Raw genomic sequence first — 25,000 nt, 5'->3', positions numbered from 1 at the left:
CGTCTGCATGTGAACGACGCTCTGTCTCGCACACCGTACGCATCCGGGCATCGGTGCGCGATGCATCCGCAGCCCGCGGGAAATCAGCGCGCCGGCCGCCGCGCACGCGCGGCATCCAGATCCTCGCACAGCGCGGCCGCGCCTTGCGCGATCCGCGGCGACGGCCGCGTCAGCAGATCGCCGTCGATCGCGAACAGGTTGTTGCGCGCCACGGCCGTCAGCGCGGGCCACGCGCGCCAGCGCGCGAGGCTCGGCAGCGGTTCGTTCGAACGGGTCGCGCCGGCGCTCGTCGTCACGATCGCTTCCGGATTCGCGGCGAGCACGGCCTCGTCGGTCACGGCGGGCGCCAGCGGCTTGAGCGACGCGAACACGTTGCGGCCGCCGCAGAGTTCGAACACTTCGTTGATCAGGTGCGTGCCGTTGAGCGTCGTCAGCGGGCGATCCCACACCTGGAAGAACATCGTGACGGGCGCGCGTGCCGCGTAGCGTGCGCGCAGGGTGGCGATGTCCCGTGTCAAGGCGCTCGCGGCGGCATCGGCGGTCGATTGCGTGCCGAGCAGCGTGCCGAGCCGGCGCAACGACGACGACACGTCGTCGAGATGTTTCGGTTCGCTGAAGAACAGCGGGATGTGCAGTGCGCGCAGTGCGTCGGTCTGCCGCTGCGCGTTGCCGTGCCGCCAGACGACGATCAGGTCGGGCTTCAGCGCGGCGATGCGTTCGAGGTCGAGCGCCTTGTTGTCGCCGACGCGCGGCACCGCTTGCGCGGCGGGCGGATAGTCGCTGTACGTGACGGTGCCGACGAGCTTCGCGCCGCCGCCGGCCGCGTAGACGAGTTCCGTCGCGTGCGGCGCGAGGCTGATCACGCGCTGCGCGGGCGCGGGCAGCGTGACCGTATTGCCGGCGTCGTCGCGGGCCGTGACGTCGGCGTGGACGAGCGGCGCGTGGGCGAGCGCGGCCAGCAGCGCGGCCGGCGCAAGCCGGCGGAACCGGCGGAACCGGCGCGGACTCATGCCGGGCCCCGCTGCAGCAGCGGCACGCAATGCGCGAGCGCGTCGCCGAGGCGCTGCCATTCGGCTTCGCTGCCCGGCAGGCCGACGCGCACGCTCGACGGGGTCGGGAAGTGCCGCGTCCAGATCCCGCGCGCCGCGAGCGCCGCATGCAGCGCCGCGGCGCGCGGGTCGTCGGTCCAGCTGAAGAGCGGCGTCGCGCGAACCGTGAAGCCGTGCGCGCGCAGCAACGCGGCCAGTCGTTCGCCGTCGGCCGCAAGCCGCTCGCGGGCGGCAGCTTGCCACGCGCGGTCGGCGAACGCCGCGGCGACCGCGTGGCGCGCGGGGCCGCCGACCGTCCACGCACCGAGCCTGTCGCGCAATGCGACGATTTGATCGGGGCACGCGAGCACGAAGCCCGCGCGGATCCCGGCGAGCCCGAAGAACTTGCCGACCGAGCGCAGCACGACGAGCCCAGGACGATCGACGTGCGGCGCCAGCGACGGCGTCGCGCCCGTATCGGCGAACGCTTCGTCGACGATCAGCGTGCCGCCGCGCGCGGCCAGTTGCGCATGCCAGCCGAGCAGGCGCCCGGTCGGCACGCATTCGGCGGTCGGATTGTTCGGGTTCCCGACGATGACGTGGCGCAGCGTCGCGGGCAGTGTATCCGCGCGGATGTCGAGCGTGACGACGCGATGGCCGTGGCGCGCGAACGCGGGCGCGTATTCGCCATACGCGAGCGCCGCGACGCCGGCCTCGCCGGCCGGCAGCAGCGCGGGCAACGCGCGGATCGCGGCTTGGCTGCCGGCGACCGGCAGCACGTGCGCGGCATCGGGTGCGTGGTAGTACTGCGCGGCGCAGGCCGCGAGGCCGTCGCCGTCGTCGGGCAGCCGGCGCCAGGCGTCGGCCGGCACGGGCGGCACGGGATAGCCGACCGGATTGATGCCGGTCGACAGGTCGAGCCAAGCGTCGTACGGAATGCCGTGGCGGCGGGCGGCCTCGTGCAGGTTGCCGCCGTGCGCGATGGATGAATCAGACATGATGGGTGGCCATGACGAGTGCGCCGCTCGCGACCAGCAGCGCGAGCCACAGGGCGAGCGTGCGCGTGACGAGCGACAGCGCGGCGACGATGTGAAGGGCGGTTGCCGTGGCGCCGGTGCCGAGCGCCGGGCGATCCTCGATCTCGCCGTGATAGACGGCCGGCCCGCCGAGCTGCACGTTCAGGCTGCCGGCGCCCGCGGCCATCACGGGGCCCGCGTTCGGGCTGTCCCAGTGGCGCGCCTGCGTGCGCCAGCAGCGCCACGCGGAGGCCGTGTCGCCGAGCAGCGCATAGCTCGCGGCGGTGAGGCGCGCGGGAATCCAGTTCAACGCGTCGTCGATGCGTGCGGCGGCCCAGCCGAAGGTCAGGAAGCGCGGCGTGCGGTAGCCCCACATTGCGTCGAGCGTGTTCGCGAGCCGGAACAGCAATGCGCCGGGGCCGCCCGCGACGACGAACCAGAAGAGCGCGCCGAAGATCGCGTCGTTGCCGTTCTCGAGCGCCGATTCGACGGCCGCGCGCGACAGCGCTCCTTCGTCAGCGTTGCTCGTGTCGCGCGACACGATGCGCGCGGTCAGCGTGCGCGCCGCGTCGAGGTCGCGCCGCAGCAGCGCGGCGGCGATCGGCGCGACGTGGTCGGCGAGGCTCTTCGCGCCGAGCGCGAACCACAGCAGCGCGACGTGCAGCGCAGCCGCGAACGGCCACGGCAGCACGGCGACGAGCCATGCCGCGACGGCCACCGGCGGCACGACCGCCGCGAGCCACGCGGCGACGCCGACCACGCGGCCGCGCCGCCCCGTGTTCAGCGCGGCTTCGATGCGCGCGGCGAAGCGGCCGAACGCGACGAGCGGATGCCAGCCGGCCGGCTCGCCGATCGCGCGGTCGACGAGCGCGGCCGCGACCGCGAGCATCGCGACGACGGGCAGCGACAGCATCAGCATGACGGGGCGCCCGCCTTGAGGTCGAGCGGCAGCCCGGCAACCAGCAGCGTGACGCGCGTCGCGAGCGCCGCCACGCGCTGGTTCAGGCGGCCGAGCTCGTCGACGTAGCGGCGCGTGACGGAGCCGAGCGGCACGACGCCGAGCCCGATCTCGTTGCTGACGACGATCACCTTCGCGCGCGCGCCGCGCAACGCGCGTTCGAGCCGCTCGACCTGCGCCGCGTACTGCGCATCGTCGAGCGGTTCGCCGTCGGCCGGGCACAGCAGGTTCGTGAGCCACAGCGTCAGGCAGTCGACGAGCAGGCATGCGTGCGGATCGTCGAGCCGCGCGAGCGTGCCCGCGAGATCGACCGGCGCGTCGGCGAACCCCCAGTCGGCCGGCCGGCGCGCGCGGTGATGCGCGATGCGCTGCGCGAATTCGGCATCGGCGGCGGTCGCGGTCGCGATGTAGGTGACGGGGCGGCCGCTGTCGGCGGCGAGCCGCTCGGCATGCGCGCTCTTGCCCGAGCGCGCGCCGCCGAGGACGAAGGTGAGGTCGTGCGGAATCATCGCGTGATTGTAACGGCGCGGGCGACCCGGCGCGGGCGATAATGCCGCCTTTGCTTCGCGACACCTTTCACACGATGAATGCACCCGAGCCGCGGCCGCGCGGCACGCTGATGATCCAGGGCACGACGTCCGACGCGGGCAAGAGCACGCTCGTCGCGGGCCTGTGCCGCCTCGCGCGCCGCGGCGGCGCGCGCGTGGCGCCGTTCAAGCCGCAGAACATGGCGCTCAACAGCGCGGTGACGGTCGACGGCGGCGAGATCGGCCGCGCGCAGGCGTTGCAGGCGCTGGCCGCCGGCGTCGCGCCGCATACGGATTTCAATCCGGTGCTGCTGAAGCCGACGAGCGACCGCGGCGCGCAGGTGATCATTCACGGCAAGGCGCGCATGAACCTCGACGCGCGGGCGTATCACGACTACAAGCCGGTCGCGTTCGAGGCGGTACTCGAGTCGTATGCGCGCCTGCGCGCCGGTTACGACACGGTGATCGTCGAAGGCGCCGGCAGCCCGGCCGAGATCAACCTGCGCGACGGCGACATCGCGAACATGGGCTTTGCCGAGCGCGTCGATTGCCCGGTCGTGCTCGTCGCCGACATCGATCGCGGCGGCGTGTTCGCGCATCTGGTCGGCACGCTCGCCTGCCTGTCGGACAGCGAGCGCGCGCGTGTGCGAGGCTTCGTGATCAACCGCTTCCGCGGCGACCTCAAGCTGCTCGAACCGGGGCTCGACTGGCTGCGCGCGCGCACGGGCAAGCCGGTGTTCGGCGTGCTGCCGTATCTGCACGGGCTGCTGCTCGATGCCGAGGACATGCTGCCCGCGCAGGCGCGCAGTGCCGCCGCCCGCAGCGATGCGGGCGTGTTGCGCGTCGTCGTGCCCGCGCTGCCGCGCATCAGCAACCACACCGACTTCGATCCGCTGCGCGCGCATCCGCAGGTCGAATTCACGTACTGGAAGAGCGGCCCCGTGCCCGACGCCGACCTGCTGATCCTGCCCGGTTCGAAGAGCGTGCAGCGCGATCTCGCGTGGCTGCGCGACGCGGGCTGGGACGCGCTGATCCGGCGCCATCTGCGCTACGGCGGCAAGGTGATCGGCATCTGCGGCGGCATGCAGATGCTCGGCCGCACGCTCGACGATCCGCTCGGCCTCGAAGGCGCGCCCGGCAGCGTGCCGGGGCTCGGGCTGATCGATTTCGACACGACGCTGCAACCCGACAAGACGCTGAAGAACGTGACGGGGCACCTCGCGCTGCCGGGCGCGGCGGCCGTGCACGGCTACGAGATCCACATGGGCGACACGCGTGGGCCGGCGCTCGCGACGCCGGCGCTGACGCTGGCCGCCGATGTCCCGGGGGAGGGCGCGCGTCCCGACGGCGCGATGTCCGCCGACGGCCAGATCCTTGCGACCTACGTGCACGGGCTGTTCGACGCGCCCGACGCCTGCGCGGCGCTGCTCGCGTGGGCGGGGCTCGACGGCGCGGCCCGCATCGATTACCCGGCGCTGCGCGAGGCGTCGCTCGAGCGGCTGGCCGACACGTTCGCCGAGCACCTCGATCTCGACGCGCTGTACGCCGAGTTTCGCTGAGTCCGCGCCGGTCCGCCCTCGCTTTTTCCGCGCCATCGCGTACAACGAAGGAGGGCGGAGGTCCGCCCGAAGGAGGGTGACGATGAGGGCTCGATGGTGGTGGAGCGTACTGCTTGCGGCGCTGCTGGGCGTGTCGTCGGCGGCGCATGCGTGCGATTCGTATGCGCCGGGCGGTGGCCAGTCCGGCGGCGATGCCACGCCAGGCAAGAGCGGTTACTGAGCGGGACGCAGGGCATGATCGGTCATGCCCTTTTTTTTTCGCGTCAATTCGTTCCAAAGGAGAATCAATTTAAGCCGGTTGGCGTGTTTATCGGCCGAATCGATTCGAATAGAGTGCGATCCATTCCCCTCCACTCACGAAGGACTCCGTCATGAACACCAACCGCCTGAACGATTTCGCCGCGACGCTGCTGCGCGTCGCCCTCGGCGTGCTGTACCTCGCGCACGTCGCGCAGAAAGTATTCGTCTTCACGCTGCCGGGCACCGCGCAGTTCTTCGCGTCGATCGGCCTGCCGGCCTGGCTCGCGTACCTGACCACGTTCGTCGAACTGGCGGGCGGCCTGGCGCTGCTCGCGGGGTTCCGCGTGCGCATCGCCGCGCTGGTGCTGCTGCCGTTCATGCTCGGCGCGGTCGCCGCGCACCTGCCGAACGGCTGGAGCTTCGCGTCGCCGCACGGCGGCTGGGAATATCCGGCATTCTGGGCCGTCACGCTGGCCGTGCAGGCCCTGCTGGGCGGCGGCGCGTTCGCGATCGGCGCGCGGGAAGCCGCGGTCCAGCGCGCGTAACGTGAAGGAAGGCAGACGAAAGGGGCACAGGTTCGGCGCGACCGGTTCCGGTCACCCCCCGTTTGCCGATATCATCGCTCCCTGTATCCGCAATCGAGCGGCGCCTGCCATGCGGCCGGCGCCGCGCGGCTTTTTCGGGGGAATTCATGACGGTCATCGTGGTGGCGAATCCGAAGGGCGGCGTGGGCAAGAGCACGCTGTCCACCAATCTAGCCGGCTATTTCGCGGCGCAGGGCGCATGGGTCGCGCTGGCCGACCTGGACCGGCAGCAGTCCGCGCATGCGTGGCTCGACCTGCGGCCGGCCGGCTTGCCGGCGATCGAGGCGTGGGAACTCGATCCGGAGGCGCCGTCGAAGCCGCCGCGCGGGCTCGAATACGCGGTGATCGACACGCCGGCCGGCCTGCACGGCACGCGGCTCAGCGTCGCGCTGCAACTGGCCGACAAGGTGATCGTGCCGCTGCAGCCGTCGATGTTCGATATTCTCGCGACGCAGCAGTTTCTGGAACGTCTCGCCGGCGAGAAGGCCGTGCGCAAGGGCAGCGTCGAGGTTGGGATCGTCGGGATGCGGGTCGATGCGCGCACGCGCTCGTCCGACCAGCTGCACCGGTTCGTCGAAGGGCTCGGCCTGCCGGTGCTCGGCTACGTGCGCGACACGCAGAACTACGTGCAGATCGCCGCGCACGGCCTGACGCTGTGGGACGTCGCGAAAAGCCGCGTCGAGAAGGATCTCGAGCAGTGGCGGCCGATCGTCGAATGGGCCGAGCGCCGCGCGCCGAAGGCCGTGAAGGCTTCCTGAGCGCCCGGGCCGTCCCGGCCGGCGCGACACCCAATGAGAAAGGGCCGGATCCCGTGGCGTACGGTATCCGGCCCTTCGGCGGCAAACGGCAGCGCCGCAGCCGCGCGCCGCGGCCCGCGGGCGTGCCGCTCGGCTTACGTCCAGTTCTGCGTCGGCACGTGATCGCGATGGCCCTTGATCTTGTTGCCTTCGTCGATGAACACGAGCTTCGGCTTCCAGCCGGCCTGCAGTTCGGCTTCGTCGACCATCGCGAACGCCGCGATGATCACGAGGTCGCCCAACTGCGCGCGGCGCGCGGCCGAGCCGTTCAGCGAGATCATCCCGCTGCCGCGCTCGCCCTTGATCGCGTACGTCGAGAAGCGCTCGCCGTTGTTGATGTTCCAGATGTCGATCCGTTCGTTTTCGATGAGGCCCGCCGCTTCGAGCAGGTCTTCGTCGATCGCGCACGAACCTTCGTAGTGCAGTTCGCAGTGCGTGACCGCCGCACGGTGGATCTTCGATTTGAGCATGTGGCGCTGCATGGGGTCTCCGTGATGCGTCGTGAGAGGCGCGGGCGGGCCGGCCGTCAGATTTCCAGGTTGTCGATGAGGCGGGTCGCGCCGAGCTTCGCGGCCGCGAGCACGACGAGCGGCTCGCCGGCTTCGAGTTCGGCGGCGCTCGGTGCGATCAGGTTCGCGCGGCGGCGGATCGCGATGTAGTCGGGCGCCCAGCCGCGTTCGGCCAGGTGCGTGTGCGCGTGCTGCTCGAGCTTGCCGAGGTCGCGTTCGCCGCCGAGCACGCTGTCGCGCACGCGCTGCAGCGTTTTCGCCAGTTCGGGCGCTTCCTTGCGCTCGTCGGCCGTCAGGTAGCGGTTGCGCGACGACAGCGCGAGGCCGTCCTCGTCGCGCACGGTCTCGGCCGCGACGATGTCGACCGGCAGCGCGAGCTGCTGGCACATCCGGCGCACGATCATCAACTGCTGGTAATCCTTCTTGCCGAACACGGCGACGCGCGGCTGCACGCAGGACATCAGCTTCGTGACGACCGTGCATACGCCGGCGAAGAAGCCCGGACGGAACTCGCCCTCGAGTATCCCGCCCAGGTCGTCCGGCGGCAGCACGCGATACTCCTGCGGCTCAGGGTACATGTCGCGCTCGGTCGGCGCGAACAGCACGTACACGTTTTCCTGCTGCAGCTTCTCGATATCGTCCTGGAGCGTGCGCGGGTACTTGTCGAAATCCTCGTTCGGGCCGAATTGCAGCCGGTTGACGAAGATGCTCGCCACGACCGGGTCGCCGTGCTGGCGCGCGAGGCGCATCAGCGACAGGTGCCCTTCGTGCAGGTTGCCCATCGTGGGCACGAACGCCGTGCGGTTCTGTCCGCGCAGCTGGTCGCGCAGTTCCTGGATCGAGCTGATGACTTTCATGATCGGGTAACGGGTTCCTCGCGCAGGCGCGCGTTGACGCCGCGGCAGCGGCGTCGGGGTCGAAGCGGAGAACGCCGGCGCGCGGGCGGCGCATCGGGCGTCGGCGGATTGTAGAGGATTTGGCCGCGCGACGCATCGATAAAAGAACGATCGTTCACTTTATATCGGGACGTGCGGGACACCCGCCGGACGGCCTTCCGCCGCGGCGAAGCGCGAGCGTCGGGACGAACCGGGAACGGGAAGCGGCGGGGGCGGCCCTTACGCGGGCAGGTATGCGAGACGCACGTAGATCGGCGCGAACGGCTCGGCCTGCGTGATCTCGAGCAGCGATTCGCGCGCGAGTTCGAGCATCGCGATGAAGTTCACGACGACGACCGGCACGCCGCGCGACGTGTCGAACAGGTCGGCGAATTCCATGAAGCGCGCGTTCTGCAGCCGGCGCAGGATCAGGCTCATGTGCTCGCGCACCGACAGCTCCTCGCGGGAGATCTTGTGGTGCTGGACGAGCTTCGCGCGCTTGAGCACGTCGGCCCACGCGGCGCGCAGGTCGTCCGAATTCACGTCGGGAAAGCGCGGCGTGACGCTTTGCTCGATGTACACCTCGGCGCGCAGGAAATCGCGGCCGAGCTGCGGCAACTGGTCGAGCCGCTGCGCGGCGAGCTTCATCTGCTCGTACTCGAGCAGCCGGCGCACGAGTTCGGCGCGCGGATCCTCGGCTTCCTCGCCGGTGTCGGCCTTCTTGACCGGCAGCAGCATCCGCGACTTGATTTCGATCAGCATCGCGGCCATCAGCAGGTACTCGGCCGCGAGCTCGAGGTTCGACGTGCGGATCTGGTCGACGTAGCCCAGATACTGTGCGGTGACCTGCGCCATCGGGATGTCGAGCACGTTGAAGTTCTGCTTGCGGATCAGGTACAGCAGCAGGTCGAGCGGGCCTTCGAACGTCTCGAGGAACACCTCGAGCGCATCGGGCGGGATGTAGAGATCCTGCGGCAGCTTGAAGAGCGGCTCGCCGTACAGGCGAGCGAACGCCGCGACACCGTCGACCGTGTCGGGCGTCGAATCGGCGCCCGCGGGCGCGGCGATCGCGTCGTCCTGCCGGGCGGCGCTGGCCTCGTCGGCGGCGCTCACGTCGTCAGAAGTTCTGGTAGTAGACGTACGGCGTCTGCTTCACGCGCGATTCCTGCTGCTCGGCGCGCTCCTCGAGATCGATCGGCTGCTTGTCCCACAACAGGGAACGGCCCTTGCGCTGCTCTTCCTCGAGCGTCGGCTTCTGCTGCTTGAGCTGGTTCAGGAACTGCGTGACGTCGGACTGGTACGGCATGGCTGGATCTTCCGTTTCGGGCGGCGCACGATGCGCCGGATTCACGATGGCGGGATTTTACCGCATCGCGGGGAACAGCCGGCGCCAATCGCGCGTCGAATCGGCGGGCCGGTGCCGACAGGGATCGTGCGGCGGCCGTGCCCGGGGCTGGCATTCTTTCACAATCGTTTGGCTGTGACGCCAGCGCCCTGTGGTCAAATACAGGGTTTTCCACGAAACCGTAACAAACCAGCACGGCGAGGTCATATTTGGCGGGGCAGTCGAACCATCGAGCACACACGGCGCATGATGCAGGCCCGCGCGCGGCGCGCGATCACGCCGGCGCCGCGGCCCGCGTCGCGCGGGCGGCCCTCGCGGGCTGCCTGGCCGCGTGCTTCGCGCTGCCGGCCCATGCGAAGTACGACGTCGACATCGACGCGCCGCGCTCGATCCGCAAGCTCCTGAAGACGCATCTCGACATTGCCCGCTTCGCGAAGCGCGACGACATCAGCGACGACCAGTTCGACTTCCTCGTGACCGCCACGCCGCAGCAGGTGCGCGACCTGGCCGCGACGGCCGGCTATTTCTCGCCGATCGTGCGCACCGACGTGCGCACCCGCGACGGCAAGCGCGACGTGCGCATCGCGGTCGATCCGGGCAAGCAGACCGTCGTGTCGACGGTCGGCCTGACGTTCAAGGGCCCTGTCGAAACCGAGGATCCGAAGCAGGAAACCGCCACGCGCTTCGCGTTCTCGATGAAGCCTGGCGACCCGTTCACGCAGTCCGACTGGGACGACGCGAAGAGCGCGGCGCTCCGGCAACTGCAGTCGCGCCGCTATCTCGGCGCGAAGATCGCGTCGTCCGAGGCGCGCATCGATCCGCGCACGCAGCGCGCGACGCTCGCGGTCGCGTTCGACAGCGGCCCGACGTTTACGATCGGCAAGGTCGACGTCGACGGCGTGCGCCGTTATCCGGAAAGGATCGTCACGAACGTCAATCCGCTGTCGGAAGGCGAGATCTACGACGTGCGGCGGATCGCCGAATTGCAGCGGCAACTGCAGAACACGCCGTACTACGCGAGCGTCGCGATCGACGTCGGCGACGATACGTCGAAGCCCGAGCGCACGCCCGTGCACGTGAAGGTCAGCGAATTCCCGTACAACAACATTCGCGGCGGCGTTGGCTTCGCGACCGATACCGGGCCGCACGTGCAAGGTTCCTATACGTATCTCGATACGTTCGGCGCCGCGTGGCCGCTGACCGTGTCGGGCCGGGTCGACCAGATCCAGCAGTACGGGCAGGTGCAGCTGTCGATGCCGCCGGGCGAGAAGGGCTGGACCAACAGCGTGCTCGCGTCGTACACGAACACCAACGTGTCGGATACGCGCATCTACAGCGCGCGGGTCGGCGTGCAGCGCACGCGCACCGGCCAGTTCATCGACTATGCGTATTCGCTGATGTACTACCAGGACCGGCTCGACCAGAACGGCGCGGGGCCGACCACGAGCCGCGCGCTGGTGCCGCAGTGGGCGTGGACCCGCCGCAACGTCGACGATCCGCTGTTCCCGCGCTCGGGCAACCTGATTCACGCGGAGGCCGGCTTCGCGGTCAAGCACGTGCTGGCCGACGAAACCTTCATTCGCGGCTACGCGCGCGGGCAGCAGTATCTGCCGATCGGCAAGCGCGACCTGTTCGTGTTCCGCGCGGAGCTCGGCGGCGTGTTTACGAGCGGCAGCTCGTCGGGCGTGCCGGCGTCGCTGCTGTTCCGCGCGGGCGGCTCGAATTCGGTGCGCGGCTACGGTTACCAGAGCATCGGTAACAGCGTCGCCGGCTCCGTTTTGCCGACCAAGTACCTGATGACGGGGACGGCCGAATACCAGCACTGGTTCAACCGCGACTGGGGCGCCGCGACGTTCTTCGACATCGGCACCGCGACCGATGCGTGGGGCGAGCGCGTGTTTTATCCGGGCGTGGGCGTCGGTGCGCGCTGGCGCAGCCCGGTCGGCCCGATCAACGTCGACGTCGCGTACGGCTTGCGCAACCATAGCGTGCGCCCGTACCTGACACTCGGCATCGCTTTCTGAACCTGTCGCCCTGTTCACGACGACACGCACGACGAACCGCATGACGAAGGACCCGAACGACACGCCGCCGCCTCACGATCCGGATTCGCCCGACGGCGCGCCCGATACGCCGCCGCGGCCGCCGCGCGCGCCGCGTCGCGGCCGCGCGCGGCGTGTTCTCGCGTGGACGTTCGTGTCGCTCGTGCTGCTCGTCGTGCTGGCGGTGGGGCTCGTGGTGGGGGCGGTGACGACGGAGCGCGGCACGCGGCTCGCGTGGCAGGCGGCCGGCAAGGTGCTCGGCACGCGGCTCGCCGGCACGCTCGACGGCGGCTCGCTCGCGACCGGCGTGCGCTTGCGCGGGTTCGCGTGGACGAGCCCCGACGGCACCGGCACCGAGGTTCGCATCGACCGGCTCGACGGTCGCTGGGCGCTGACGCGCGCGCCGTGGCGGCTGTCCATCGCGTATCTGCGCGCCGGCACGATCGACGTGCGGATCGCGCCGGGGCCGTCGACGCCGAGTACGACGCCGCAGAACCTGAGCCTGCCGCTGCAGGTGCGGATCGACGACCTGCGCGTTGATCGCCTCGCCATTCACGACGGCGGCTCGACGACGCAGCTCGACCATCTCGCGCTGAACGGCCGCAGCGACGGCCGTCATCATGAACTCGTGCTCGACGGCGTCGATACGCCGTACGGCGCGCTGACCGCGCGCGCGAAGCTCGACGGCGTGAAGCCGTTCGCGCTGACGGGCGAGGCGACCTACGCCGGCAAGCTGTCCGACGAACCGGTCGACGCGCGGGCCCGTGTGTCGGGCTCGCTCGAGGCGCTCGTCGCCGACGTCGACGCGAGCGGGATGAAGCTGAACGGGCGCGCGCACGTCGAGGCCGCGCCGTTCGGCCCGGTGCCGCTCACGCGTGCGTCGCTCGCGTTCGACCACGTGAACCCGCAGGCGCTGTCGCCCGGCGCGCCCGCGGCCGATCTCGCGGTGCGCGCGGAACTCGCGCCGGTGAGCGCGCCGGCGGGCTCCGCGCCCGCGAAGGGCTTCGCGGTGACGGGCCCGGTGTCGATCGTCAACGCGAAGCCGGGCACGCTCGGCGACCATCTGCTGCCTGTGATCGACGCGCACGCGACCGTGCATCTCGACGCGCACGCGCAGCGCATCGACGGCCTCGCGCTGAAGCTGATCCGCGACGGCAGCGTGACCGGCGGCGGTACGCTCGCGGGCGGCAAGGGCCGCTTCGACCTGAAGGTCGCGAACCTCGACCTGAACGCGTTCGTCGCCGAGCTGCGGCCGATGCGCCTCGGCGGCCCGCTTGGCGTAACGCTCGCGGGCGACGTGACGACCGTCGATTTCAACCTGAACGACCCGAAGCTCGCGCTCGGCGCGCGCGCCAAGGTCGCGCTGACGCGGCAGCAGACCGTGCTGACCGACACGCGCGTGACGGCCGGCAAGGGGCGCATCGACCTGACGGGCGTGTTCCGCCACGACGCGCATTCGACCTATGACGCGAAGGCGACGCTGACCGCGTTCGATCCGCTGCTGCTCGCCGCGGCGAGCGCGCCGAAGGCGGGCGGCGGCAAGGCGCCGGCGAAGGCCGCCAAGGCGCCGGCCAAGCGCGGCGAGACGCGCGTGTCGGGCACGCTGACCGCGTCGGGCGCGTTCGCGCCGCAAGTGTCGACGAAGGCGACCTTCAAGCTCGCCGACAGCCTGTACGACGGCGTGCCGCTGACGGGCGCCGGCGTCGTGCAGCTCGCCGGCTCGCGGATCCTGCCGAGCAACGCGAACCTGTCGATCGCCGGCAACCACGTCGACCTGCGCGGCAGCTTCGGCGCACCCGGCGACCGGCTGCGCTTCGTCGTCGACGCGCCGCAGCTCGACCGGCTCGGCTTCGGTGTCGAAGGGCTCGTGCAGGCGCAGGGCGACCTGACCGGCAGCTTCGCGCATCCGAACGTGACGGCCACCTACAAGGCCGAGCACGTCGTCGTCGGCTCGAACCGGATCGGCACCGCGCAGGGCCGCGCGGACATCCGCGACGGCGCGCACGGCGCCCTCGTGTTCACGGCCGACGCGGCCGACATCGCGCTCGGGTCGTTCCAGTTGAAGTCGTTGCGCGCGAACCTCGACGGCACGCGCGCGAAGCACACGCTCGACGCATCGGCGCTCGGGGCGGCCGGCGGCCGCGTGATCGACCTGACGCTCGCGGCGAACGGCGGTGTGGTCGAGACCCGCGACGGCATGCGCTGGGACGGCACCGTCACGCGGCTCGCGAATCGCGGCACGCCGGCGCTCGCGCTGCAGGCGCCGCTGACGATATCGGCCGGCGCCGGGCGCGTGACGCTCGGCGCGACGCGGCTGACGCTCGAAGGCGCGGCGATCGACCTGAAATCGTTCGTGTTCGATCGCGGCCAGATGCGCTCGGCGGGCGCCGTGACGGGCGCGTCGGTCGCGCGTTTCCTCGAGGTGCGCCAGGCGCTGACCGGCCAGCGGCCGCCGGTGCGGACCGACGTCGTGCTCGATGCCGACTGGGATTTCTCGCTCGGCGCGAACGCGACGGGCTACGTGCAGGTGAAGCGCCGCGGCGGCGACGTGACGATCGAGACCGGGCGCGGCATCGCGTCGCTCGGCCTGACCGACCTGTCCGCACGCGCGAGCTTCGCGCCCGGCAACCGGCTCAACGTGACGGCGCTCGCGAAGGCGAGCCGGATCGGCACGCTCGACGCGAACGTCGCGGTGCCGTTCGCGCTGCGCGACGGCGTGTTCGGCATCGTCGACGACGGCCCGCTGTCGGGCCGCATCGACGCCGACATCCCGGCGCTGAAGACGACCGGCAACCTGTTCGGGCCGAGCTACCTGCTCGGCGGGCGCGCGGCGCTGAAATTGACCGTCTCCGGCACGCCGGTGAAGCCGAACCTGTCGGGGACGCTGACCGGCGACGAGTTGTCCGCGACGCTGATCGATCAGGGCGTGCAGTTGAAGGACGGCATCGTGCGCGTGAAGCTGTCGGACAACCTCGTCGAATTCCAGCAGGTCGAGTTCCACGGCGGCGACGGCACGCTGCGCGCGCTCGGCCGCGTGCGCCTCGACGGCGAGGCGCCGGACCTGACCGCGAGCATCGTCGCGGACAAGCTCGAACTGTTCGCGGCGCCCGACCGCAAGCTGTCGCTGTCGGGCAAGGCCACCGTCGCGAACGACGGGCCGCGCGGCGCGCTGTCGATCGACGGCAAGTTCGTCGTCGATCGCGCGCTGTTCGACCTGCCCGAGCAATCGGCGCCGCACCTGTCCGACGACGTCGTGATCGTGCAGCCGGACGGCACGGTGCGCGGCGAGACGCCGACCGGCACCGCGGCCGCGAAGCCGAAGCCGGTCGACAACAAGCCGGCGCCGTCGCTGGCGCCGCGCGCGAACATCGACGTCGGCCTCGGCAACAACTTCCGCTTCAAGGGCCACGGCGCGGATCTCGGGCTGCGCGGCACGATCACCGTGATGAGCGCGCCGGGCGTGCCGCTGCGCGCGGTCGGCAACGTGCGCGTGACGGAAGGTTCGACGTACACGACGTTCGGCCGCAAGCTCGCGATCGAGAACGGTTTCTTCACGTTCAACGGCCCGGTGTCGAACCCGGGCGTGAACATCCTCGCGATGCGGCGCAACCAGGAGGTCGAGGCCGGCGTGCAGGTGGTCGGCACGATCCAGTCGCCGACGGTCAAGCTCGTGTCGGAGCCGAACGTCACCGACAACGAAAAGCTGTCGTGGCTGCTGTTCGGGCACGGTACCGACCAGGGCAACAACGTCGGCCAGCAGGGCGCGATGACGGCGGCGCTCGGGCTGCTCGGCAGCGTGACCGGCAAGCGTGTCGCACAGACTTTCGGTCTCGACGAGGTGTCGGTCGGCCGCAGCGAAGTCGGCCTGACCGATCCGCAGGTCGTGCTGGTGTCAAAGGCGATCAACGAGCGCTTCGTGCTCGGCTTCGAGCAGGGGCTGCAATCGGCGAGCAACGCGTTCAAGGCGACGATCAACCTGACGCGCTTCTGGTCGGTGTCGGCGTACGGCGGCACGTTCCAGGGTGTCGACCTGAACTACACGCGGCGCTTCGATCGGTGGTTCGGGCAGCGGTGAGGGCGGGCAAGGCGTACCGGGCGACGATAAAAAAGCCCCGCACGATTCGCATCGTGCGGGGCCTTTTCGCGCCGGCAGCAGCGCGTTGCGCTTACTTCACGCGCATGCCCGGCTTCGCGCCGCTGTGCGGCTCGAGGATGTAGAGGCCCGGTTCCGCCTTCTCGTCGGTGGCCGATGCGGCGAGCACCATCCCTTCGGACAGGCCGAACTTCATCTTGCGCGGCGCGAGGTTCGCCACCATGACCGTCAGCTTGCCGACGAGCTGCTCGGGCTGGTACGCGGACTTGATGCCCGAGAACACGTTGCGGGTCTTTTCCTCGCCGACGTCGAGCGTGAGCTGCAGCAGCTTGTCCGAGCCTTCGACGGCCTGGCACGCGACGATCTTCGCGATGCGCAGGTCGATCTTCGCGAAATCGTCGATCGAGATCGGCGCGTCGTCGGCGCCATTCGCGGCGGCCGGCTTCGCGTTCGCCTTCGCGTTGTTCTTCGCATCCTTCGCGGCGTTCGCGCTCGCGGCGGCCGCACCCGTTGCCCCGGCCTGCAGTGAATCGCGGTTCGCGGCCAGCAGCGCTTCGATCTGCTTCGCATCGACGCGCGTCATCAGATGCTGGTACGCCTTGATCGGCTGCGCCGACGACAGCGGCTTCGCGGCATCGGCCCACGCGAGCGGCGCGATCCCGAAGAACGCTTCGACCGCTTCGGCGACGCGCGGTATCACCGGCTTCAGCGCGAGCGACAGCAGGCGGAACGCCTCGAGGCTCACGCTGCAGGTTTCGTGCAGCGCGACCGCGTTGGCCGGATCCTTCGCGAGATCCCACGGCTTCGCGCCGTCGACGTACGCGTTCACTTCGTCCGCGAGCTCCATCGTGTGGCGCAGCGCGCGGCCGTATTCGCGTGCTTCGTAGCTCGCGGCGATCTGCGCAATCGCATCGCGCAGCTTCGCGACGAGCGGATGGTTCATCGCGCTGTCCTGCACGCGACCGTCGAAACGCTTGATCAGGAAGCCGGCCGCGCGGCTCGCGATGTTCACGTACTTGCCGACGAGATCGCTGTTCACGCGCGCCTGGAAGTCGTCGAGGTTCAGGTCGATGTCTTCCATCGTCGCGTTCAGCTTCGCGGCGAAGTAGTAGCGCAGCCACTCGGGGTTCAGGCCCGTGTCGATGTAGCTCTGCGCGGTGATGAACGTGCCGCGCGACTTCGACATCTTCGCGCCGTCGACCGTCAGGAAGCCGTGCGCGAACACGTTGGTCGGCGTGCGGTGGCCCGAGAACTCGAGCATCGCGGGCCAGAACAGCGTGTGGAAGTACAGGATGTCCTTGCCGATGAAGTGGTACTGCTCGGCCTTCGAGCCGGGGCGGATCCACGCATCGAAATCGACGCCGTTGCGCGCGCACAGGTTCTTGAAGCTCGCGTAGTAGCCGACCGGCGCGTCGAGCCACACGTAGAAATACTTGCCGGGCGCGCCCGGGATCTCGAAGCCGAAGTACGGCGCGTCACGCGAGATGTCCCAGTCGGCGAGCTTGGCTTCGCCGGCGTCGCCGAGCCATTCGCGCATCTTGTTGGTCGCCTCGGGCTGCGCGAGGCCGCTCACCCATTCGCGCAGGAACGATTCGCAGCGCGGGTCGGACAGGCGGAAGAAGTAGTGCTTCGAGGTCTTGCGCACCGGCGTCGCGCCCGACACGACCGAATACGGGTTCAGCAGCTCGGTCGGCAGGTAGGTCGAGCCGCACACTTCGCAGCTGTCGCCGTACTGGTCCTTCGCGTGGCACTTCGGGCACTCGCCCTTGATGAAGCGGTCCGGCAGGAACATTTCCTTGACCGGATCGTAGGCCTGCTCGATTTCGCGTTCGGCGATCAGGCCGGCTTCCCGCAGCGCGAGATAGATCTTCTCGCTCAGCACGCGGTTCTCGTCCGAATCGGTCGAGTAGAAGTTGTCGAACGACACGCCGAAGCTGTCGAAGTCGCGCTTGTGCTCGGCCCACACGCGGTCGATCAGCTGCTTCGGGGTCAGGCCTTCCGCCTCCGCGCGCAGCATGATCGGCGTGCCGTGCGTATCGTCGGCGCCGATGTAGTAGACCTCGTGGCCATGCATTCGCAGCGTCCGCACCCAGATGTCGGTCTGGATGTACTCGACCAGGTGGCCGATGTGGATCTGCCCGTTGGCATAGGGCAGGGCGGACGTAACGAGGATCTGGCGGCCGCCTTGCGGCGCCGCAGCCTGCACGGAAGTGAGGTCGGATGCGGACATAGGGTCTGGAGAAGAACAGCGGGAAAAACGACGGGAAACTGCGATTCTAGCAGGGGCGCGGACCAGCGCGGCGAGCATGCGCCGCGACGGGGCGGCAGCGGGGACGAGGCCGCACGTGCGGCGTGCCCGGCCGTGTTGTGCTGCGCTGCAGCACGAATTCGGCGGGCAAAAAAAACCGGGGCGGATACGGCCCCGGAGCAACAACGACAAGAGGAGAATGGTGACGCGCCGGCAACACCAGCCGCGTACCGTAAATACTGACCACGGCCCGCGACAGAAGTTCGAAAATTTTTTCGATTTGTTACCGGCCCCGCCCAAAGCCTTGCCGGGCGGGGCTGTGCGGGAAGGATACCCGCACGTTTCCCCTCGTGGCCGTGCTTACTGATGCTGTTGCGGCGCGCGCAGATAGATCTCGACGCGGCGGTTTTGGGCGCGACCGGCTTCGGTCGCGTTGTCCGCGATCGGGTTCGACGGGCCCATGCCTTGCGCCGACAGACGACCGCCGTTCACGCCGCGCTGCACGAGCGCGTTCACGACGCTTTGCGCACGGTTCTGCGACAGCGTCTGGTTCAACTGCGCCGAGCCCGTGCTGTCCGTGTAGCCGACGATCGACGCCGTCAGTTGCGGGTTCTGGTTCAGCGTCGTCGCGAGGTCGTTCAGCAGCGGCGTGAACGCCGGCGTGATCGCGTACTGGTTCGTCGCGAACGTGACCGAGCTCGGCACGTTCAGCTTCAGCGAGCCGTCCGGCTGCTCGGTGACCTGCGTGCCCGTCTGCGCCGCCGACGGCGCGAGCTTGTTCTTGATCGCTTGCCAGTTGTAACCCGTCACGCCGCCAACCAGTGCGCCGACGCCCGCGCCGATCGCCGCGCCCTTGCCGCCGCCGGCCAGTGCGCCGATCCCTGCGCCCAGCGCCGCGCCCGTGCCGGTGCCGACGGCCGTATTGTTGCCTTGCTGCGTGGCGCAGCCTGCGAGCAGTGCGCCGGCGAGTGCGAAGACGGACAGGCGAGTCGCGATTTTCATGTTCATCTTGGATTCCTCTCTTGGTTGAACGAGTCGACAACGACGACAAACAACAGTTATGGCTCCCTGCGCGGGCCGTCCGAAAAAGGAGGGCCGGCCTGCGCTCGCGGCAGCCGCCGAGGCGCTCGCATGCCCTGTCCGTCAGCGGGGCTGTTCGGGCGGGGCGACGCGTCAGCCTCTACAATATAGGCGGTGAATGGCCGATTTGGCCCTATAGCATGCCGCACGCGAAGAGTGCGCCGGGTCGCGCGTTCGCGCAATGGCGTGCAACAGATTCTTTCACTTTTCCCGATTTTCGCAGCGTAATTTGATATTTTTTGACGTTTGCGCGCGAGAAAAACGTTTTCACGGAGTCTTGATGAGCATTGACCGGGCACAAGTCGACGCCGCGCTGGCGGCAGTCGTCGACCCCAATACCGGCCGCCCGTATGCGGCGAACAAGGGCGTGCGCAACGTCGCGATCGACGGCGACGTCGTGGCGCTCGACGTGGTGCTCGGTTATCCCGCGCGCAGCCAGCACGACGACGTGCGCGCGCGCGTCGCCGCGGCGCTCCAGGGCGTGCCGGGCGTGCGCGACGCGCGCGTCGCCGTGTCGCAGGAAATCGTCGCGCATACGGTGCAGCGCGGCGTGAAGTTGTTGCCGAATGTGAAGAACATCGTCGCGGTCGCGTCGGGCAAGGGCGGCGTCGGCAAGAGCACGACGGCCGTGAACCTCGCGCTCGCGCTTGCCGCGGAAGGCGCGTCGGTCGGCATACTCGACGCCGACATCTACGGCCCGTCGCTGCCGACGATGCTCGGCATCCACGGCCAGCGCCCCGAGTCGCCCGACAATCAATCGATGAACCCGCTCGTCGGCCACGGCTTGCAGGCGAACTCGATCGGCTTCCTGATCGAGGAAGACAACCCGATGGTGTGGCGCGGCCCGATGGCGACGTCCGCGCTCGAGCAACTGCTGCGCCAGACCAACTGGCGCGAGCTCGACTACCTGATCGTCGACATGCCGCCGGGCACCGGCGACATCCAGCTCACGCTCGCGCAGCGCGTGCCCGTCACCGGCGCGGTGATCGTCACGACGCCGCAGGACATCGCGCTGCTCGACGCGAAGAAGGGACTGAAGATGTTCGAGAAGGTCGGGATTCCGATCCTCGGCATCGTCGAGAACATGAGCATCCACATCTGCTCGAACTGCGGCCACGAGGAGCACATCTTCGGCGCCGGCGGGGCCGAGCGGATGGCGAAGGATTACGACGTGAACGTGCTCGGCAGCCTGCCGCTCGACATCGCGATCCGCGAGCGCGCCGACAGCGGCACGCCGACGGTCGCGGCCGATCCCGAAGGCGCGCTCGCGCGTCGCTACCGCGACATCGCGCGCGGGGTCGCGCTGGCGATTGCCGAGCGATCGCGCGACATGACGTCGAAGTTCCCGTCGATCGTTGTTCAAAATACGTAAAACCCTTGCGGGGCGGGGCCTTACGCTGTTTACGGCGCCGCGAGGCGCGGTATCATGGCGACTTTTCCCGGGTCCCTTTACCCGCCCGGCGCGGCCGCCGTGTCAAACGGCCGCCAGCCGGCATGAGGATCGAATGAAACAACGACATCACGGCGTGCGCGCCGGCCGCGCGCGGCGCGCGCTGCTGGCCGCCGCCGCGCTGGGCCTGCTGGCCGGCTGTACCTCCTTTTCCTCGTCGCACGAAAAACGGGCCGACGCGCAACTGCAGCCGACGGTCGGCTCGCAGGCGCGCGGCGCGGTGACATTCGTCGAGCGCCCGGACGGCGTGCAGGTCACCTACAACCTGGTCGGCCTGCCGCCGAACAGCGATCACGCGCTGCAGGTGCACGAACGCGGCGACTGCAACGCCGGCGACGGCTCGAGCGCAGGCCCCGTGTTCGCGCCGGCCGCCGACCGGCTGCGCGCCGGGGCGCGCGTCGCCGGCGATCTCGGCAACATCCATGCGGACGCGAACGGCGTCGCGGCCGGCTTCATCGTCGCGCCCGATCTGGCCCTCGATGGCGTGCGCTCTGCGATGAACCGGGCGGCGCTGGTGCACCGCGACTCGAGCGACCCGGCGTTCGCGCAGCATGGCGCGGGGCCCGCGCTGGCGTGCGGCGTGATCCGTTGACGGCCGCCGCGTGCGTGGCCCGATGATCGCGTAAAATGTGCGCCTTTCCCGGCCGCCGCTTCGCGGGTAAGGCCCCCACCGACTGTCACGCAGCGTTTCCAGGCACCCTGAATATGCAACGACCCCAACGCTCACTTCGTTCGTTGTCCCCCGACGGGACGGCCAGCCGCCCACGGCCGGCTTTGCAAAGCCGGCCGGCTGCGCAGGCGCAGAGCGGTGCTCTGCGAATTCCCTGCTACGCCCTTGGGACGGCCCGGCGGAGGCTGGCATGAGCATCAAGTCCGACAAATGGATTCGGCGCATGGCCGAAGAGCACAAGATGATCGAGCCGTTCGTGCCCGATCAGGTCCGCGCGTCCGAGGACGGCCGCCGGATCGTCAGCTACGGCACGTCGAGCTACGGCTACGACATCCGCTGCGCGGACGAATTCAAGATCTTCACGAACATCAACTCGACGATCGTCGATCCGAAGAACTTCGACGAGGGTTCGTTTGTCGATTTCAAGGGCGACGTGTGCATCATCCCGCCGAACTCGTTCGCGCTGGCCCGCACCGTCGAATATTTCCGCATCCCGCGCACCGTGCTCACCGTCTGCCTCGGCAAGTCGACCTACGCGCGCTGCGGGATCATCGTCAACGTGACGCCGTTCGAACCAGAATGGGAAGGCTACGTCACGCTGGAATTCTCGAACACCACGCCGTTGCCCGCGAAGATCTACGCGAACGAAGGCGTCGCGCAGGTGCTCTTCTTCGAAAGCGACGAGGTGTGCGACGTGTCGTACGCCGATCGCGGCGGCAAGTATCAGGGGCAGCGCGGTGTCACGCTGCCGAAAACCTGATCTGGTTGCATAACGTCTCACCAGTTTCCGGGTGACCGCTGCGCGTGACGCGCCGCGGTCGTTCTTTTTGGAGAATCGCCCATGAAGTTTCGTTTCCCCGTCGTCATCATCGACGAAGATTTCCGCTCCGAGAACATCTCGGGCTCCGGCATCCGGGCGTTGGCCGAAGCGATCGAGAAGGAGGGCGTGGAAGTCCTCGGCCTCACGAGCTACGGCGATCTGACGTCGTTCGCGCAGCAATCGAGCCGCGCGTCGTGCTTCATCCTGTCGATCGACGACGACGAACTCATGCTCGGCGAAACCGGCCCGGACGGCGAGCTGCCCGAGCTCGCGACCGCGATCATCGAGCTGCGCGCGTTCGTCACCGAAGTGCGCCGCCGCAACGCGGACATCCCGATCTTCCTGTACGGCGAGACGCGCACGTCGCGCCATCTGCCGAACGACATCCTGCGCGAACTGCACGGCTTCATCCACATGTTCGAGGACACGCCGGAGTTCGTCGCGCGCCACATCATCCGCGAGGCGAAGGTCTATCTCGATTCGCTCGCGCCGCCGTTCTTCAAGGAACTGGTCAAGTACGCGGACGAAGGCTCGTACTCGTGGCACTGCCCCGGTCACTCGGGCGGCGTCGCGTTCCTGAAGAACCCGCTCGGCCAGATGTTCCACCAGTTCTTCGGCGAGAACATGCTGCGCGCGGACGTCTGCAACGCGGTGGACGAGCTCGGCCAGCTGCTCGACCACACGGGCCCGGTCGCGGCGTCCGAGCGCAATGCGGCGCGCATCTTCAGCGCCGACCACCTGTTCTTCGTGACCAACGGCACGTCGACGTCGAACAAGATCGTCTGGCACGCGACGGTCGCACCCGGCGACATCGTGCTGGTCGACCGCAACTGCCACAAGTCGATCCTGCACGCGATCACGATGACGGGCGCGATCCCCGTGTTCCTCACGCCGACGCGCAACCATTTCGGCATCATCGGGCCGATCCCGCGCGACGAATTCAAGCCGGAGAACATCCGCAGGAAGATCGAGGCGAACCCGTTCGCGCGCGAGGCGATGCGCCAGAACCCGGACATGAAGCCGCGCATTCTGACGATCACGCAGAGCACGTACGACGGCGTCGTCTACAACGTCGAGATGATCAAGGACCTGCTCGGCGACCTGCTCGACACGCTGCACTTCGACGAAGCGTGGCTGCCGCACGCGACGTTCCACCCGTTCTACCGCGACATGCACGCAATCGGCGACGGTCGTCCGCGCACCGGCGCGCTCGTGTTCGCGACGCACTCGACGCACAAGTTGCTCGCGGGCATCTCGCAGGCGTCGCAGATCGTCGTGCAGGATTCGGAGAACCGCACGTTCGACAAGCACCGCTTCAACGAGGCGTACCTGATGCACACGTCGACGAGCCCGCAGTACGCGATCATCGCGTCGTGCGACGTCGCGGCCGCGATGATGGAGCCGCCGGGCGGCACCGCGCTCGTCGAGGAGTCGATCGCCGAGGCGATCGACTTCCGCCGCGCGATGCGCAAGGTCGACGCCGAATACGGCGACGACTGGTTCTTCAGCGTGTGGGGCCCGGACAACCTGTCCGAGGAAGGCATCGGTTCGCGCGACGACTGGATGCTGAAGCCGAACGACCACTGGCACGGCTTCGGCCCGCTCGCGGAAGGCTTCAACATGCTCGACCCGATCAAGGCGACGATCATCACGCCGGGGCTCGACGTCGACGGCGAGTTCGGCGAGACCGGCATTCCGGCCGCGATCGTCACGAAGTACCTGGCCGAGCACGGGATCATCGTCGAGAAGACCGGGCTGTACTCGTTCTTCATCATGTTCACGATCGGCATCACGAAGGGCCGCTGGAACTCGATGGTGACGGAGCTGCAGCAGTTCAAGGACGACTACGACAACAACCAGCCGCTGTGGCGCGTGTTGCCGGAATTCGTCGCGCAGCATCCGCGCTACGAGCGCGTCGGCCTGCGCGACCTCTGCACGCAGATCCACGACGTGTACCGCGCGAACGACATCGCGCGCCTGACGACCGAGATGTACCTGTCGGACATGGAGCCGGCGATGAAGCCGTCGGACGCGTTCGCGAAGCTCGCGCACCGCAAGATCGACCGCGTGCCGCTCGACGAGCTCGAAGGCCGCGTGACGAGCATCCTGCTCACGCCGTACCCGCCGGGCATTCCGCTGCTGATCCCGGGCGAGCGCTTCAACAAGACGATCGTGAACTACCTGCGGTTCGCGCGCGACTTCAACGAGCGCTTCCCGGGCTTCCACACCGACATCCACGGCCTCGTCGCGGAAGAGGTGAACGGCCGCGTCGAGTACTTCGTCGACTGCGTGCGCGACTGATGGCGACGCATGGACGAATCCGGACGATGCGCGCGGCGCTGGCCGCGCTCGTCGTCTGGGCGGCAGGATTGACGGGGCTCGCGGGAGCCGGTGTCGCCCATGCGGAAGTCGCGGCGGCCGACCCGATCGACGTCGCGATGCGGCAATGCCTCGCGCGGCGCGACCGGTCTTCGCCGGCCGGGCAGATCCAGTGCATGGGCGAGGCGCAGCAGCAGTGGCAGGCAGTGATGGACGGCGCGTACCAGCGCCTGTTGAAGGATGCGCCGGCCGACGCGAAGCGCGGCTGGCAGGACAGCCAGCGCCGCTGGCTCACGTGGCGCAAGGACGAGGTGCTGCTGCTGAAGGCCGTATACGACACGACACGCGGCACCGCGTATGCGATGTCGAGCGCCGACCTGCAACTGCAGCCGGTGCGCGATCGCGCGCTGGCGCTACGCGGGGCGGCCGATCGCTATGCGCCGCCGCCCGCTGCCGTGCCGGTCGCGGCGACGAGCGGTGCGCAGGGCGGCGCCAAGCCGGCGAACGCGCCCCGCGAGCCGGCGCTGCGCCGCGTGCGGCCGTGTGCGCAGGATGCCGCGTGCGAGCATGCGCTGTTCGACCTGAACCGCTATTACCAGAAGCTGCGCCGCAAGATGCCCGCGCATTCGGCCGCGACGCTCGGGCGCGCGCAGCGCGCGTGGGTGGCGTTCCGCGATGCGACGGCGCCGCTCGTCGGCGAGGACGGGCGCGTCGACCTGATCGGCGCGCGCATCGCGACGATGAAGCGGCTGTCGGAGACGGCCGGCAATCGGTAACGGCTGCCGCGCCGCTGCCGAGCCGGCGACACGACAAAACGGGCACCCGAGGGTGCCCGTTTTG

Annotated in this window: 21 protein-coding genes; 11 read left to right on the top strand and 10 right to left on the bottom strand. The window is 69.3% G+C overall.

Annotation, left to right across the window (positions count from 1 at the left end):
* Positions 1-83: 83 nt before the first annotated feature.
* The 4 genes from CFB52_RS12750 to cobU are packed head-to-tail and all read right to left on the bottom strand — an operon-like array spanning position 84 to position 3,511.
* The gene (locus CFB52_RS12750; protein ID WP_099316722.1) at positions 84-1,010 is read right to left on the bottom strand and encodes a cobalamin-binding protein; all 927 of its coding nucleotides are present in this window, start codon (positions 1,008-1,010) and stop codon (positions 84-86) included.
* Positions 1,007-2,026 carry a threonine-phosphate decarboxylase CobD gene (gene cobD / locus CFB52_RS12745; protein ID WP_059576717.1) on the bottom strand — a complete coding sequence of 340 codons (1,020 nt, stop codon included), beginning with the start codon at positions 2,024-2,026 and terminating at the stop codon, positions 1,007-1,009. The genes CFB52_RS12750 and cobD overlap by 4 nt, the downstream gene beginning before the upstream one ends.
* A complete protein-coding gene (gene cbiB / locus CFB52_RS12740) occupies positions 2,019-2,963 on the bottom strand; it encodes an adenosylcobinamide-phosphate synthase CbiB (RefSeq protein ID WP_099316721.1) in 945 nt (314 codons plus the stop codon). The genes cobD and cbiB overlap by 8 nt, the downstream gene beginning before the upstream one ends.
* Positions 2,957-3,511, bottom strand: coding sequence for a bifunctional adenosylcobinamide kinase/adenosylcobinamide-phosphate guanylyltransferase (gene cobU, locus CFB52_RS12735; RefSeq protein ID WP_099316720.1), 555 nt, complete (start codon positions 3,509-3,511; stop codon positions 2,957-2,959). The genes cbiB and cobU overlap by 7 nt, the downstream gene beginning before the upstream one ends.
* Before the next feature lie 74 nt (positions 3,512-3,585).
* Here cobU and CFB52_RS12730 point away from each other — a divergent pair, with 74 nt between their 5' ends.
* From CFB52_RS12730 to CFB52_RS12720, 4 genes are all read left to right on the top strand, one after another.
* Positions 3,586-5,088, top strand: coding sequence for a cobyric acid synthase (locus CFB52_RS12730; RefSeq protein WP_099316719.1), 1,503 nt, complete (start codon positions 3,586-3,588; stop codon positions 5,086-5,088).
* Between the two features lie 82 nt (positions 5,089-5,170).
* Positions 5,171-5,308: a hypothetical protein gene (locus CFB52_RS34610; protein WP_180278209.1), complete on the top strand. Its 138-nt coding sequence runs from the start codon at positions 5,171-5,173 to the stop codon at positions 5,306-5,308.
* Between the two features lie 151 nt (positions 5,309-5,459).
* The gene (locus tag CFB52_RS12725) at positions 5,460-5,873 is read left to right on the top strand and encodes a DoxX family protein (RefSeq protein WP_099316718.1); all 414 of its coding nucleotides are present in this window, start codon (positions 5,460-5,462) and stop codon (positions 5,871-5,873) included.
* Positions 5,874-6,019: 146 nt separating this feature from the next.
* Complete coding sequence (locus tag CFB52_RS12720) at positions 6,020-6,670, top strand: ParA family protein (protein ID WP_099316717.1); 651 nt, start codon at positions 6,020-6,022, stop codon at positions 6,668-6,670.
* A gap of 134 nt (positions 6,671-6,804) precedes the next feature.
* On the opposite strand, the gene panD is transcribed toward CFB52_RS12720, so the two are convergent.
* The 4 genes from panD to CFB52_RS12700 all read right to left on the bottom strand — a co-directional run bounded on the left by panD (position 6,805) and on the right by CFB52_RS12700 (position 9,399).
* Entirely contained in the window at positions 6,805-7,191 is a 387-nt protein-coding gene (gene panD, locus CFB52_RS12715) for an aspartate 1-decarboxylase (protein WP_006484038.1), read from the bottom strand.
* Between the two features lie 44 nt (positions 7,192-7,235).
* The gene (panC, locus tag CFB52_RS12710) at positions 7,236-8,075 is read right to left on the bottom strand and encodes a pantoate--beta-alanine ligase (protein WP_059576698.1); all 840 of its coding nucleotides are present in this window, start codon (positions 8,073-8,075) and stop codon (positions 7,236-7,238) included.
* Between the two features lie 258 nt (positions 8,076-8,333).
* Positions 8,334-9,206 carry a ScpA family protein gene (locus CFB52_RS12705; RefSeq protein ID WP_012329011.1) on the bottom strand — a complete coding sequence of 291 codons (873 nt, stop codon included), beginning with the start codon at positions 9,204-9,206 and terminating at the stop codon, positions 8,334-8,336.
* A gap of 4 nt (positions 9,207-9,210) precedes the next feature.
* A complete protein-coding gene (locus CFB52_RS12700; RefSeq protein WP_006484044.1) occupies positions 9,211-9,399 on the bottom strand; it encodes a DUF3460 family protein in 189 nt (62 codons plus the stop codon).
* A 248-nt stretch (positions 9,400-9,647) separates the two neighbouring features.
* Between CFB52_RS12700 and CFB52_RS12695 the strand changes: the two genes are divergently transcribed.
* Both CFB52_RS12695 and CFB52_RS12690 read left to right on the top strand, forming a co-directional pair.
* Positions 9,648-11,462: an autotransporter assembly complex family protein gene (locus tag CFB52_RS12695; protein WP_099316716.1), complete on the top strand. Its 1,815-nt coding sequence runs from the start codon at positions 9,648-9,650 to the stop codon at positions 11,460-11,462.
* A gap of 40 nt (positions 11,463-11,502) precedes the next feature.
* Positions 11,503-15,555, top strand: coding sequence for a translocation/assembly module TamB domain-containing protein (locus tag CFB52_RS12690; protein ID WP_099316715.1), 4,053 nt, complete (start codon positions 11,503-11,505; stop codon positions 15,553-15,555).
* A gap of 91 nt (positions 15,556-15,646) precedes the next feature.
* Here the strand turns inward: CFB52_RS12690 and metG are convergent, their stop codons facing one another.
* Both metG and CFB52_RS12670 read right to left on the bottom strand, forming a co-directional pair.
* A complete protein-coding gene (gene metG / locus CFB52_RS12685) occupies positions 15,647-17,803 on the bottom strand; it encodes a methionine--tRNA ligase (RefSeq protein ID WP_059576690.1) in 2,157 nt (718 codons plus the stop codon).
* Positions 17,804-18,181: 378 nt separating this feature from the next.
* Positions 18,182-18,829: an OmpA family protein gene (locus CFB52_RS12670; protein ID WP_059576687.1), complete on the bottom strand. Its 648-nt coding sequence runs from the start codon at positions 18,827-18,829 to the stop codon at positions 18,182-18,184.
* A gap of 352 nt (positions 18,830-19,181) precedes the next feature.
* Between CFB52_RS12670 and apbC the strand changes: the two genes are divergently transcribed.
* The 5 genes from apbC (at position 19,182) to CFB52_RS12645 (ending at position 24,936) form a co-directional block, all read left to right on the top strand.
* Entirely contained in the window at positions 19,182-20,273 is a 1,092-nt protein-coding gene (gene apbC, locus CFB52_RS12665; RefSeq protein ID WP_059646323.1) for an iron-sulfur cluster carrier protein ApbC, read from the top strand.
* Positions 20,274-20,406: 133 nt separating this feature from the next.
* Positions 20,407-20,943, top strand: a complete 537-nt coding sequence (gene sodC / locus CFB52_RS12660; RefSeq protein ID WP_059576681.1) for a superoxide dismutase [Cu-Zn] — start codon at positions 20,407-20,409, stop codon at positions 20,941-20,943.
* Positions 20,944-21,211: 268 nt separating this feature from the next.
* Positions 21,212-21,781, top strand: coding sequence for a dCTP deaminase (dcd, locus tag CFB52_RS12655; RefSeq protein ID WP_006398615.1), 570 nt, complete (start codon positions 21,212-21,214; stop codon positions 21,779-21,781).
* 81 nt (positions 21,782-21,862) lie between these two features.
* On the top strand, positions 21,863-24,142 hold the full coding sequence (locus CFB52_RS12650) for an arginine/lysine/ornithine decarboxylase (protein ID WP_060966788.1): 2,280 nt from the start codon (positions 21,863-21,865) through the stop codon (positions 24,140-24,142).
* Complete coding sequence (locus CFB52_RS12645; RefSeq protein WP_099316714.1) at positions 24,142-24,936, top strand: lysozyme inhibitor LprI family protein; 795 nt, start codon at positions 24,142-24,144, stop codon at positions 24,934-24,936. The genes CFB52_RS12650 and CFB52_RS12645 overlap by 1 nt, the downstream gene beginning before the upstream one ends.
* Positions 24,937-25,000: the final 64 nt, after the last annotated feature.

Origin of the sequence: Burkholderia sp. AU18528 (genome assembly GCF_002223215.2) — a bacterium.
Classification (GTDB): Bacteria; Pseudomonadota; Gammaproteobacteria; order Burkholderiales; family Burkholderiaceae; genus Burkholderia; species Burkholderia semiarida.
Note: the sequence above shows the minus strand (reverse complement) of the source record. Positions and strands in the feature narration are given on the sequence as shown.